A 12,843-nucleotide genomic window follows, 5' to 3' on the forward strand; every position below is an offset into this window, starting at 1 on the left:
CCATTCGCGCGGACATCGTGATGGATCCGGTGATAGAAAACATGTCCGAAACCGTCACTGAATCGCACTTCGACGAGGTTTATCAAGAGCCTGCACGCGAGCGCGGCCCGGTATTGGCCGGCATCGCCATTGCAATCGTGGTGGTCTGGCTCGCCACAATGCTCTGGATCGCACGCGGTTCGCTCGGCGGAATCGAGCCGGTCGCGCTGGTCCAGTTCATCGCCGCACTCTGCATCGTCCCCGCGCTCGTCGGCATCGTCTGGCTGCTCGCGATGCGGACCAGCCGCGCCGAGGCGCACCGGTTCGGCATCACCGCGCAGGCGATGCGCGACGAAGCCGCGAGCCTGGAACGCACCGTCGCCGCGCTGTCGAACACGATCGACGCCAACCGCGTGCAACTCGCCCAGCAACTCGACGCACTGATGGCGATGGGCGGCGGGGCGACCGAGCAGCTCGCCGCGATCGGCCGCGGCATGGTGTCCGAAATCGACCAGGCCGCCGCGCACGCGCGCAACCTCGCCACCTCGACCGCGGGCGCACAGACCAGCCTCGGCGTGTTGATCGCCACCCTCCCCCGTGCGCAGGCGGATATCGACGACGTCGCCAAGCGGCTCGAACGCACCGGGCTTTCGGCGAGCGAACACGCAGCAGCGCTCGACGCGCAGATCGTGGCGCTCGCCGAGCGCGGCCGCGATGCCGACACGATGGCGAGCGGCGCGGCACAGCGTCTCGCCGCGCACATCGTCCGCATGGAAGCGACCAGCCAGACCGCGGGCGCGCATCTCGAGTCGGTCACCGACGGCATGTCCGGCGCGGTCGACGCGCTGCTCAACCGCACCGCAGACGCGGTCGACGAAGCGCGCAAGGGCATCGCCGCGCAGGGCGACGCGATGCTGGCGATGGTCGGCGCGAACCAGGCTGCGCTCGACACCGCCGCCCGCGACAGCGCCGAAGCGCTCGCCCGCCGCATCGCCACCGTCGAGGACGCGATCGAACGCGTCGCCATCCGCCTCGACCTGCAACGCAACGCCGGCGAGCGGATCGTCGACGACCTTCACACCGGGCTTGGCGAAGTCGAGGCGCGGATCGAGACTCTCCACCGCCACGGCACCGAGCGCACCCAGGGCCTCGCCGCGTCGATCAGCGCGCTGGGCGGCTCGGCCGACGCGATGACCGAGGCGCTGCGCACCGGCGACGAGATGGCGCACCGCACGATCACGACGACCGAGACGCTTCTGGTCGCGCTCGATGCCGCTGCGCGGGAAATCGACGAGACGATGCCCGAGGCGCTCGGCCGGCTCGATTCGCACGTCCTCGCCAGCAAGAGCATCGTCGTCTCGGCCCGGCCCGAACTGCTCGCGCTGGTCACCGCAGCGGAGAGCACGCACGACGCGATCGAGGCGATCGCTGGCGTCATCGGCGAACAGCGCTTGGTGCTCGATACGCTGTCCACCGACCTGCTCAACACGCTCAACACCGGTCGCGCGAAGGCCGATGCGCTCGGGCAGATGGTCGACGAGGCGATCGGCCGTACGCAGCATTTCGCCGAAGACGCCGCGCCGCAGTTGATCGAGGCACTCCACCGCGTCCGCGAAACCGCCGCGGTCGCCGCCGACAAGGCACGCGAGACGCTGTCTAAGGTCATCCCCGAAGCCGCAGCCGCGCTCGGCGCCGCGAGCGCCGACGCGATGCGCCGCGCAACCAACGACACGGTGGAGCGGCAGGTCAAGGCGCTCACCGACGCCACCGATGCGGCCGTCGATGCCGCCACCGGCGCGACCGAGCGGCTCGCACGCGAAGTCCAGGCGATCGTCGACCAGACCGCGATCGTCGAAACCCGTATCCAGGAAGCGCAGACCGAACGCGACGAAGCGGACCGCGATACCTTCGCCCGCCGCGTCTCGCTGCTGATCGAATCGCTCAACTCCGCCTCGATCGACATCACCAAGGCGATCGCCCCGGAAATCTCCGACAGTGCCTGGGGTGCGTATCTCAAGGGAGACCGCGGCGTCTTTACGCGCCGCGCCGTCCGAATTCTCGACGCCAGCGAAGTGCGCGAGATCGCCGGTCTCTACGACGACGACGAAGCGTTCCGCGAGATGGTGAACCGCTACATCCACGACTTCGAAGCGATGCTCCGCGCGATCCTGACGCAACGCGATGGGTCGCCGCTTGGGGTGACGTTGCTGTCGTCGGATATGGGCAAACTGTATGTGGCCCTCGCGCAGGCAATCGAACGGTTGCGCTGAGCCCAGACCGAATAGGAGTTCTCGAAATGATCCAGCGGCACCGCTGACGCGGCCCTCGCCAGCGGAGCAATCCGCCGACCGGACTCATAATCGAGGCTTGCATGCCAAGACTGAATGGTAAGATTTGCGTCGTCACCGGCGCAGCACGCGGCATTGGCTGCGCGATCGCCGAGCGCTTCCATGACGAGGGCGCCATCGTCATCGTCACCGATATCGACGAAACCGCCGGCGCAGAGACTGCCGCCGCAATCGGCTGCCGGTTCGAAAAGCTGGACGTCCGCGAAGAAGCGGATTGGCAACGACTGTCGGAGATCGTTCCGGTCGCCGACGTGGTGGTCAACAATGCCGGCGTGACCGGTTTCGAACACGGCATGGTCGCGCATGATCCCGAACATGCCAGTTTGGCGGACTGGCGTGCGGTCCATGCAGTCAATCTGGACGGCAAGTTCCTCGGCTGCCGCTATGCGATCGGCGCGATGAAGGTCGCGGGGACCGGTTCGATCATCAACATCTCGTCGCGGTCAGGGCTGGTCGGCATTCCCCTCGCTGCGGCGTATGCGTCGTCGAAGGCCGCGATCCGCAATCACAGCAAGACGGTGGCGCTGTATTGCGCGCAGCAGGGGTGGAAGATCCGCTGCAACTCGGTGCATCCGGCGGCGATCCTGACGCCGATCTGGGAACCTATGCTGGGGGATGGGCCCGAGCGGGAGGCGCGGATGGCTGCGCTGGTGGCGGATACGCCGTTGAAGCGGTTTGGGATGCCCAACGAGGTCGCCGCGGTCGCGGTGATGCTCGCGTCGGACGAAGCGACGTATATCACGGGGACGGAGATTAATATCGATGGTGGCTTGCTGGCAGGGTCGGCCGCGTCGCCGGGGTAATTGTCCTCCCATGATCCTCCCCCGCAAGGGGGAGGTGGCTGGCACTTGCCAGACGGAGGGGGAGGTAAAGGAACCTCTGTTCCGTGTCCCCCCCTCCGTCAACTTCGGTGCCACCTCCCCCTTGCGGGGGAGGATCGTGAGACCGCCCCTCAGCGCGTGACCATGTTGCCGCGGTCGAACAGGTCGACGCTCTGCGGCGTGATCCACCCGTAGGCATAGTTCAGCTCGAACAGCACGAACAACACCGTCGCCACCACCGTCACCCGCCACGCCGTCCGCCCCGAGCGAAACTCGTGCGGCGCGCTCTCGGCTTGGCCGGGGACGTGTTCGCCCCCGACTTCTCGCGTTGTCTTCACACCGAACGGCAGGACCAGGAACACCGAGAACGACCAGAACAGGACGTAGATCGCGAGTGCCGAGGTCCAGCGCATCCGATCAGCCCTCGATCAGCAGCACGTCGACGATCGGCTGCTTGCCGGTCCAGCGCTTGGCGACCTTGCGCACCGCGAGACGGATCTGCTCGCGCATCTTCTCGCTCTCGCGCTTGCCGCCGCGTACCGTATCGGCCGCCGCCTGGACCGCATCGGCGATGAATGCCGCGCGGTCTTCCTCGACCGGCACACCCTGCACGCGGACCTGCGGCTGGCCGACCATCCGGCCATCCTTGCCGAGCGCGACACCGACCGAAATCTGGCCGTTGATCGCCAGCTTGCGCCGCTCGCTCAGCGTCGCGCCGTCCGCCGGCAGGATCACATCGCCGTCAAGCACGAGACGCCCGACCGTCGCATTGCCGATCTTCGCCGGACCCTTGGGCGCCAGACGAATGATGTCGCCGTTGCTCTGCACGATCGCGCGCGGAATGCCCTGCTCGAGCCCAAAGCGCGCATGTTCCATCATGTGGCGCATCTCGCCGTGCGTCGGCACCAGCACGTCGGGCCGGAGCCAGTCGTACATCTGCGCGAGTTCGGGCTGACCCGGGTGACCCGACACATGGACGTGCGCCTGACGCTCGGTGATCATGCGGATGCCCTTGGCCGCCAGCGTGTTCTGGATGCGACCGATCTGGACCTCGTTGCCCGGAATCTGCTTCGACGAGAAGATCACCGTATCGTCGGCTTCGAGCGTGATCGTGTGGCTGCCGTTCGCGACGCGTGCGAGCGCCGCGCGCTCCTCGCCCTGACCGCCGGTGGCGATGATCAGCACCTTGTTCTTGGGCAGGCGCATCGCCTCGTCGGGGCTGATCGTGTCGGGGAAATCCTTCAGATAGCCCGTCGCGCGCGCGACCTTGATGATCCGGTCGAGCGAGCGGCCAGTCACGCACAGCTTGCGCCCGGTTTCCTTCGCGACTTCGCCGAACGTGTGCAGACGCGCCGCGTTCGACGCGAAGCTGGTGATCATCACCCGGCCCTTGGCCTTGCTGACCTCCTCGAACAGCCCCTTGCGGACGGTGCTCTCGCTGCCCGACGCGGTGGTGTTGAAGATGTTGGTCGAATCGCAGACCAGCACGTCGACGCCCTTGTCGCCGATCGCCATGAAGCCCTCGGGCTTGGTCGGGTTGCCGATCACCGGGTTGGCATCGAGCTTCCAGTCGCCGGTGTGGAACACGCGACCATAGGGCGTGTCGATCAGCAGCGCGTTCGCCTCGGGGATCGAATGCGACATCTCGACGAAGGTGAAGCCGAACGGCCCGAGCTGGAAATTGCCGCCCATCGGGATCATCTTGAGCTTCACGCGGTTGGCGATGCCCTCTTCCTCGAGCTTGCCGCGGATCAGGCCCATCGTGAACGGCGTCGCGTAGATCGGCACGCCGAGGTCTTCGGCGAGATACGGCAGCGAGCCGATATGATCCTCATGGCCGTGCGTGATGACGATGCCGAGCAGGTCGTCAATCCGGTCCTCGATGAAGGACAAATCGGGCAGGATCACGTCGACGCCGGGATATTGCGGATCGGCGAAGGTGATGCCGAGATCGACCATCACCCACTTGCCCTGGCAGCCGTACAGGTTGACGTTCATGCCGATTTCGCCGGAGCCGCCAAGGCCACAGAAAAGGAGTTCGTTCTTCGGAGTCATTGAATACTTTCAGGATTATACAGGAATATGGCCCGCAGGCCGGTCGGCGCGAGCCCAATGGCCCTAGATATGGTGACGATCCCACATCATCGCCAGCCCCTGGATCGTCAGGTCGGCTTCGATGACGTCGAACACGTCGGTCTGTTTCTCGAATAATGTGGCAAGCCCGCCGGTGGCGACGACCTTCACGGGTCGGCCGATCTCGCGCTTCATCCGCGCGACCAGCCCCTCGATCATCGCGACATAGCCCCAATAGATGCCGATGTGCATCTGCGAGACGGTGTTGAGCCCGATCACGCTGGTATCGGTCGGTGCCTCGATCGCGATCCGCGGGAGTTTCGCCGCGGCGGTCACCAGCGCGTCGAGCGACAGGTTGATCCCCGGCGCGATGATCCCGCCCTTGTACGCGCCGCTATAGTCGACGACGTCGAAGGTGGTCGCGGTGCCGAAATCGATCACGATCAGGTCGCCGGGATGCAGCGCGTGCGCCGCGATCGTGTTGACCGCACGATCGGCACCGAGCGAGGCGGGCTCGTCGACGTCGATCGCAATGCCCCATTCGACCGGCGCATGGCCGGCGATCAGTGCTTCGGTGTTGAAGTATTTCGACGCGAGCACCTGGAGATTGTGCAGCGCGCGCGGGACGACGGTGGCGACGATCACACCCTCGACCGCGGTACGATCATGCCCGCCGAGCTGCATCAGCTGGCTCAACCACACCGCATATTCGTCCGCCGTCCGCCGCGGATCGGTCGCGATCCGCCAGCGCGCTACGATCTCGCCGTGCCCCTCGTTCTGGCGAACAAGCGCGAACACGACATTGGTATTGCCGGCATCGATCGCGAGCAGCATCAGCGGGGCCTCAAAGCAGGAAGACGTCGGCAGCGTGAATGACACGCCGCTCGCCAGACGCCAAGCGGAGGATCAGCGCGCCGTCGGTGTCGAGCCCGACGAACAGGCCGTCGATCCCGCTGCCATCGGGAAGCCGGGCGGTCAGCGCGGTCCCGGCGGGGTGTGCACAATCGACCCAACGCTCGCGGACGGGCGCAATGCCCTCGGTGCGCCAACGGCCGATCCAGCGCGTGAAACTGTCGGCGAGAATGTCGAGGAACATCGCGGGATCGACCACCACACCGTGCGCGGCCAGATCCGTCGTTAGGCGGTCGGGCAAATCCGGATGATGCGCGATGTTGACGCCGTAGCCGACGATCACTGCGTCATCCGCGCGTTCGAGCAGGATGCCCGAGAGCTTAGCGTCCGCGAGCAACAGGTCGTTCGGCCATTTCAGGACGAGCGTTTCGCTCGCGTCGGTCGTGCCCTGGCAGATCCCGGCGACAAGGAAGGTAGAGACGGCTTCCTGCAAGGCAACCGCAGCGACCAGCGCAAGGCTGGCCGCAGGCGGATCGTTCGGCCGCAACCGGACCAGCGTGCTGGCGTAAAGGTTACCCTCGGACGACGACCATTCGCGCCCGAGCCGCCCCCGTCCCGCCGTCTGCCGGATCGCGCGCAACCAGAGACCGTCTTTGGCACCGCCGCGTGCAAGCTCCAGCAGGTCGGCGTTGGTCGATCCTGTCTCCGCGACGGTGCGGATGATGCTCAGAACAGCGCCCGTGCGGCCGCCATCGTCCACGCGCCGAGCACGGGGATGAGGAGATAACCGGCTGGCGACACGAACACCGCGGCGATGGCGATCAGGCCACCCTCGACCTTGCTCTCCATCGGCGCGAACGCCGGGGCCGGATCGTCGAAATACATCGTCTTCACGACGCGCAGATAATAATACGCGCCGATCACCGAGGCGGCGATACCGACCACCGCCAGCGGGAACAGCCCTGCGTCGACCGCCGCGCTGAACACCGCGAACTTCGCGTAGAAGCCGAACAGCGGCGGGATGCCGGCGAGGCTGAACATGAAGATCGCGAGCGCCGCTGCCAGTGCAGGCCGGGTCCGCGACATGCCGGCGAGGCTGTCGATCGTCTCGACCGGTTGCCCGTCGTCACCACGCATCTGCAACACGACCAGGAACGAGCCCAGCGTCATCGCGACGTAGATCGTCAGGTACATCAACACGCCCGACACGCCTTCCGGCGTCCCGGCCGCGAGACCGATCAGCGCGAAGCCGACATTGTTGATCGACGAATAGGCGAGCAGGCGCTTGATGTTGGTCTGGCCGATCGCCGCAACCGCGCCGAGGATGATCGAGGCGAGTGCCGCGAAGATCACGATCTGGCGCCACTGGTCGGTTGCCGGCCCCATCGCATCGACCGCAACGCGGACGCTCAGCGCAAGCGCCGCGACCTTCGGGGCGGACGCGAAGAACGCGGTGACCGGGGTCGGTGCGCCCTCGTACACGTCGGGCGTCCACATGTGGAACGGCACGGCGCTGATCTTGAACGCGAGCCCTGCGAACACGAACACCAGACCGAACAACAGCCCAAGCGACTTGGTGCCGGCATAGGCTTCCGAGATCCCCGAGAACAGCGTCGTACCGCTGAACCCGTAGACCAGCGAGATGCCGTACAGCAGGATGCCGCTGGCGAGCGCGCCGAGCACGAAATACTTCAGGCCGGCTTCTGCCGAACGCCCGTCGCGCCGCATAAAGCTGGCGAGAACATAGGCCGCGAGGCTCTGGAGCTCGAGACCGACATACAGCGTCAGCATGTCGGTGGCCGAGACCATGATCCCCATGCCGCAGGCCGACAGCAGGATCAGCACCGGATATTCCGGACGCAGATTGTCGCCGTGGCTGCGCGCGAAAAAGCTCGGCGCCATCACGATCGCGACCGCCGAGGCGATGTAGATCAGCACCTTGGCGAACGCGCCGAACGCGTCTGCGCGGTACAGGCCGTCGAACGCATAGCCACCCGACGAAGCCGGGCCGACAAGCGCGATCCCTGCCCCGACGAGCACGAACACGGCGGCGATCGAGACGGCGCGCGTGGACTTGTCCCCGCCCCAGGCCGAGACGAGCATCAGGGCGATCGCACCCAGCGCCAGCACCAGTTCGGGCAGGGTCATTGCGATGTTAGCGGCGTAATCCATCAGTGTGCCTCCCCGTGCGCGGCACTATGGACAATTGCAGCGGGCTTCCCCGCGGTTGGGTTTGAATCGCTGGCAGGCTTGGCGCGGTCGACACGGGCGAGAAGCACGCCCACGTCCTTGCGCATCGGTGCCAGGAAGCTCTCTGGGTACACACCCATCCACAGCACGACGGCTGCGATCGGTGCGAGCAGCCACATCTCGCGGCCCGACAGGTCGACCATCGCACGGACGTCGTCGGCCTTGATCTCGCCGAACACGACGCGACGGTACAGGAACAGCATGTACGCGGCACCAAGGATGATGCTCGTCGTACAGAGCAACGCAGTCCAGGTCGAGACCTGATACGTGCCCATCAGCGACAGGAACTCGGCGACGAAGCCGCTGGTGCCCGGCAGGCCGATCGATGCCATCGTGAAGAACAGGAAGAAGATCGCGTATTTCGGCATGTTGATCGCGAGACCGCCATAGCGCGAGATCTCGCGGGTATGGAGCTGGTCGTAGATGACGCCGACGCACAGGAACAACGCACCCGATACCAGGCCGTGGCTCAGCATCATGATCATCGCGCCTTCGATGCCCTGCCGGTTGAACGCGAACAGGCCGATCGTGACGATCGCCATATGCGCGACAGACGAATAGGCGATCAGCTTCTTCATGTCCGACTGCACGAGCGCGACGAGCGACGTGTAGATCACCGCGACCGCCGACAGACCGAAGATCAGCCATGTCAGCTGGCCCGATGCTTCGGGGAACATCGGCAACAGGAAGCGCAGGAAGCCGTAGCCGCCGAGCTTCAGCAGCACGCCCGCCAGGATCACCGAGCCCGCGGTCGGCGCCTGGACGTGCGCGTCGGGCAACCAGGTGTGGACCGGCCACATCGGCATCTTGACCGCGAACGACGCGAAGAACGCCAGCCACAGCCACGTCTGCACATGCGCCGGGAAGTCGTAGTTCATCAGCGCCGGGATGCTGGTCGTGCCTGCGGTCTTCGCCATGTACAGCATCGCGATGAACATCAGGACCGAGCCGAGCAGCGTGTACAGGAAGAACTTGTACGACGCGTAGATCCGGTTCGCGCCGCCCCAGATGCCGATGATCAGGTACATCGGGATCAGGCCGGCTTCGAAGAACACGTAGAACAGGAACAGGTCCTGCGCCGCGAACGTGCCGATCATCAGCACTTCGGTGAACAGGAACGCCGCCATGTATTCGGGCACGCGGGTCGTGATCGAGCGCCAGCTGGCGCCGATGCAGATCGGCATCAGGAACACGCTGAGCATGATCAGCATCAACGCGAAGCCATCGATGCCGAGCGACCAGCCGAACGGGCCGAAGATGCCGGGGGCATGCTCGACGAACTGCCACTGCGCACCGCCGATGTCGTAGTTCATCCACAGCATGATGCCGAGAACGAAGTCGATCAGCGTCGCCGCGAGCGCCAGCGTCCGCGCCGTGTTGGCCGAGACGAACAGGCACGCGATGGCCGCGATCATCGGGACCGCGATCAGGACGGAGAGGATAGGAAAGCCGGTCATTACAGTCCGATCGCCCAAGTTACGGCTGCGGTCAGCCCGATCAGCATGACGAAGGCATAGGTGTAGAGGTATCCCGTCTGGAAGCGGTTGGCCACGCGGCTGCCGATCTGGACGACCCAGGTCGCGCCGTCGGGCCCGAACCGGTTGATCGTCTTCTCGTCGCCGCGGTGCCACAGGAAGCGACCGATCGCGAAGGCCGGACGGACGAAGATCAGGTCATAAAGCTCGTCGAAATACCACTTATGCAGCAGGAAGTCGTAGAGCACGCCGAACTGTTCGACGACCTTGGCCGGGAACGTCGGTGCCTTGATATAGGCGTACCAGGCGGTCAGCAGGCCGAGCAGCATCGCGATCGTCGCCGACAGTTTGATCAGCAACGGCACGCCGTGCATTTCGTGCATCAGATGTTCGCGGAACGCGAGTGCGCCCTTCCAGAACTCTTCGCCTGCGGTCGGCTCGATGAAGAAGCCGTGGAACACGAAGCCGGCAAGCACCGCACCGATCGACAGGACGATCAGCGGGATCAGCATCGGCAACGGGCTCTCATGCGGGTGATACCCGCCATCGCCTTCGGCCGGTGCATGCGTTGCATCGTGATGACCGTGCGGCGCATGTCCTGCGTCCTCGGCCTGAGCCGGGTTTGCATGATGATCATCCGCGTGATGCGCGTCGTGTGCGTGGTCGTCATGGCCATGCGCATCATGGAGCGCATGCTGGATGTGCTCCGACGCAGCCCAGCGCGGCTTGCCCCAGAAGGTGAGGAACATCAGGCGCCACGAATAGAAGCTGGTCAGCAACGCGACGAGCACGCCGACGAACCACACGCCCGGCTGGCCCGCAGCCCAGCTCGCCTCGATGATCGCATCCTTCGAATGGAAGCCTGCGAACCCGATCGCGCTGTTGCCGAAGATGCCGGGGATGCCGACGCCGGTGATCGCGAGCGTACCCGCCATCATCGCCCAGAACGTCACCGGGATCTTTTTACGCAGGCCGCCATAATAGCGCATGTCCTGCTCGTGGTGCATCGCATGGATGACCGAGCCGGCGCCGAGGAACAGCAGCGCCTTGAAGAACGCGTGTGTGAAGAGGTGGAACATCGCCGCGCCGTACGCGCCGACACCGGCCGCGAAGAACATGTAGCCGAGCTGCGAACAGGTCGAATACGCGATCACGCGCTTGATGTCGGTCTGTACCAGGCCGCAGGTGGCGGCGAACAGGCAGGTCGCGGCACCGACCGAGGTGACCACGGTCAGCGCGACCGGGCTCATCTCGAACATCGGCGACAGGCGGCAGACCATGAACACGCCGGCGGTGACCATCGTCGCCGCGTGGATCAGCGCCGACACCGGGGTCGGGCCCTCCATCGCGTCCGGCAACCAGGTGTGCAGGCCGAGCTGCGCCGACTTGCCCATCGCACCGACGAACAGGAGTAAGCAGAGCACCGTCATCGTGTCGAAGCGGTAGCCGAGGAAGCCGAGCGTCGAGCCCGCCATGCCAGGGGCTGCGGCGAGGATCTCGGGGATCGAGACCGTGCCGAACACCAGGAACGTGCCGAAGATACCGAGCATGAAGCCGAGATCGCCGACGCGGTTGACGACGAACGCCTTGATAGCCGCAGCGCTGGCAGACGGCTTGCGGAACCAGAACCCGATCAGGAGGTAGGATGCGAGACCCACGCCTTCCCAGCCGAAGAACATCTGGACGAGGTTGTTGGCCGTCACGAGCATCAGCATCGCGAAGGTAAACAGCGACAGATACGCAAAAAAGCGCGGCTGATCAGGATCTTCATCCATATAGCCCCAGCTATACAAATGGACGAGCGCCGAGACCGACGTGACGACCACGAGCATCACCGCGGTCAGCGCATCGACGCGCAACGACCACGCGACGTTCATGTCGCCGGAATGGATGAAGTCGAGCAGCGGCGCGACGGTGGCCGTGCTGGTGCCCGAGAGGAAGCCGATGAAAATCGGCCAGGACAACAGGCACGAGCCGAACAGCGCAGCCGTGGTGACGAGTTTCGCCGGCACGTTGCCGATCGCGCGATTGCCGAACCCGGCAACGATCGCGGCCAGTAACGGCAGGAAGACGATAAGCTGGATCAACCGTATTACCCCTTCATCCGGTTGACGTCGTCGACCGCGATGGTGCCGCGACCGCGGAAATAGATCACGAGAATGGCGAGGCCGATCGCGGCCTCACCCGCGGCGACCGTAAGCACGAACATCGCGAACACCTGTCCGACGAGATCGTGGAGGAACGCCGAAAACGCGACGAGATTGATGTTCACCGCCAGCAGGATCAACTCGATCGCCATCAGGATGACGATGAGGTTCTTGCGGTTCAGGAAGATGCCGAGCACCCCCATCGTGAACAGGATCGCCGCGACGACCAGATAATGGACGAGACCGATCGTCACAGTTCGACTCCCTGCCCGACGACCGGGCTCGTGTTGCGCGTGGCATCCTGCGGACGACGCGCGTTCTGGCGGCTGATGTTCTGCGCCTTGACGCCGCCACGCTGACGGTGGGTCAGCACGATCGCCCCGATCATCGCAACCAGCAGCACCAGGCCGGCGCCCTCGAACACGAACAGATAGCGCGTGTAGAGCAGGTTACCGATCGCCTGGATGTTCGGCACGGTGTCGTCGATCGGTGCGGCACGACGTGCAAGCTGGATCGGGCCCGTGCTCCATGCTCCGATCGCGATCATCACCTCGGCGGCGAGTGCGACGGCGAGAGCGAGGCCGATCCCGAAATACCGGGCGACGCCTGCGCGAAGCTCGGTGAAGTCGATGTCGAGCATCATCACCACGAACAGGAACAGCACCGCGACCGCACCGACATAAACGATGACGAGCAGCATCGCGATGAACTCGGCACCGACCAGAATCATGAGGCCGGCCGCGTTGAAGAACGCAAGGATCAGCCACATCACCGAATGGACCGGGTTGCGCGACGCGATCGTCAGCGCGCCCGACAGGACGACGACGAAGGCGAAGAGATAAAAAGCCAAGGCCTGGATCACGCGATCACCCTCCCCGTCGCCCCAGCGAACGCTGGG

Annotated in this window: 11 protein-coding genes; 2 read left to right on the forward strand and 9 right to left on the reverse strand. The window is 65.3% G+C overall.

Features of this window, described 5'->3' with window-relative positions; genetic code table 11:
* The first annotated feature begins 41 nt into the window (after nt 1–41).
* Nucleotides 42–2,249, forward strand: a complete 2,208-nt coding sequence (locus VH567_RS01465; RefSeq protein WP_423322566.1) for a hypothetical protein — start codon at nt 42–44, stop codon at nt 2,247–2,249.
* 101 nt (nt 2,250–2,350) lie between these two features.
* Nucleotides 2,351–3,130 carry an SDR family oxidoreductase gene (locus VH567_RS01470; RefSeq protein ID WP_423322568.1) on the forward strand — a complete coding sequence of 260 codons (780 nt, stop codon included), beginning with the start codon at nt 2,351–2,353 and terminating at the stop codon, nt 3,128–3,130.
* A 149-nt stretch (nt 3,131–3,279) separates the two neighbouring features.
* On the opposite strand, the gene VH567_RS01475 is transcribed toward VH567_RS01470, so the two are convergent.
* The 9 genes from VH567_RS01475 to VH567_RS01515 all read right to left on the reverse strand — a co-directional run bounded on the left by VH567_RS01475 (nt 3,280) and on the right by VH567_RS01515 (nt 12,807).
* The gene (locus VH567_RS01475) at nt 3,280–3,561 is read right to left on the reverse strand and encodes a DUF1467 family protein (protein WP_423322570.1); all 282 of its coding nucleotides are present in this window, start codon (nt 3,559–3,561) and stop codon (nt 3,280–3,282) included.
* A 4-nt stretch (nt 3,562–3,565) separates the two neighbouring features.
* Nucleotides 3,566–5,203, reverse strand: coding sequence for a ribonuclease J (locus VH567_RS01480; RefSeq protein WP_423322572.1), 1,638 nt, complete (start codon nt 5,201–5,203; stop codon nt 3,566–3,568).
* A 63-nt stretch (nt 5,204–5,266) separates the two neighbouring features.
* The gene (locus VH567_RS01485) at nt 5,267–6,055 is read right to left on the reverse strand and encodes a type III pantothenate kinase (protein ID WP_423322574.1); all 789 of its coding nucleotides are present in this window, start codon (nt 6,053–6,055) and stop codon (nt 5,267–5,269) included.
* A gap of 10 nt (nt 6,056–6,065) precedes the next feature.
* Nucleotides 6,066–6,797: a biotin--[acetyl-CoA-carboxylase] ligase gene (locus VH567_RS01490; RefSeq protein WP_423323656.1), complete on the reverse strand. Its 732-nt coding sequence runs from the start codon at nt 6,795–6,797 to the stop codon at nt 6,066–6,068.
* A gap of 2 nt (nt 6,798–6,799) precedes the next feature.
* Entirely contained in the window at nt 6,800–8,245 is a 1,446-nt protein-coding gene (gene nuoN, locus VH567_RS01495) for an NADH-quinone oxidoreductase subunit NuoN (protein WP_423322576.1), read from the reverse strand.
* Nucleotides 8,245–9,780, reverse strand: a complete 1,536-nt coding sequence (locus VH567_RS01500) for an NADH-quinone oxidoreductase subunit M (RefSeq protein ID WP_423322578.1) — start codon at nt 9,778–9,780, stop codon at nt 8,245–8,247. The genes nuoN and VH567_RS01500 overlap by 1 nt, the downstream gene beginning before the upstream one ends.
* Nucleotides 9,780–11,885, reverse strand: coding sequence for an NADH-quinone oxidoreductase subunit L (gene nuoL / locus VH567_RS01505; RefSeq protein ID WP_423322580.1), 2,106 nt, complete (start codon nt 11,883–11,885; stop codon nt 9,780–9,782). The genes VH567_RS01500 and nuoL overlap by 1 nt, the downstream gene beginning before the upstream one ends.
* Before the next feature lie 5 nt (nt 11,886–11,890).
* Nucleotides 11,891–12,199 (reverse strand): NADH-quinone oxidoreductase subunit NuoK, encoded by a 309-nt coding sequence (gene nuoK, locus VH567_RS01510; RefSeq protein WP_082441002.1) that lies wholly within the window; start codon nt 12,197–12,199, stop codon nt 11,891–11,893.
* Nucleotides 12,196–12,807 carry an NADH-quinone oxidoreductase subunit J gene (locus VH567_RS01515; RefSeq protein WP_056048540.1) on the reverse strand — a complete coding sequence of 204 codons (612 nt, stop codon included), beginning with the start codon at nt 12,805–12,807 and terminating at the stop codon, nt 12,196–12,198. Before VH567_RS01515 ends, nuoK begins: the two co-directional genes overlap by 4 nt.
* Between the last annotated feature and the right edge of the window lie 36 nt (nt 12,808–12,843).

The organism is Sphingomonas sp. 4RDLI-65, assembly GCF_049472435.1.
GTDB lineage: Bacteria > Pseudomonadota > Alphaproteobacteria > Sphingomonadales > Sphingomonadaceae > Sphingomonas.

Coding starts and splice junctions, on each gene's coding strand:
- VH567_RS01465 (WP_423322566.1), top strand. CDS start 42: ATGTCCGAAACCGTCACTGAATCGCACTTCGACGAGGTTTATCAAGAG.
- VH567_RS01470 (WP_423322568.1), top strand. CDS start 2,351: ATGCCAAGACTGAATGGTAAGATTTGCGTCGTCACCGGCGCAGCACGC.
- VH567_RS01475 (WP_423322570.1), bottom strand. CDS start 3,561: ATGCGCTGGACCTCGGCACTCGCGATCTACGTCCTGTTCTGGTCGTTC.
- VH567_RS01480 (WP_423322572.1), bottom strand. CDS start 5,203: ATGACTCCGAAGAACGAACTCCTTTTCTGTGGCCTTGGCGGCTCCGGC.
- VH567_RS01485 (WP_423322574.1), bottom strand. CDS start 6,055: ATGCTGCTCGCGATCGATGCCGGCAATACCAATGTCGTGTTCGCGCTT.
- nuoN (WP_423322576.1), bottom strand. CDS start 8,245: ATGGATTACGCCGCTAACATCGCAATGACCCTGCCCGAACTGGTGCTG.
- VH567_RS01500 (WP_423322578.1), bottom strand. CDS start 9,780: ATGACCGGCTTTCCTATCCTCTCCGTCCTGATCGCGGTCCCGATGATC.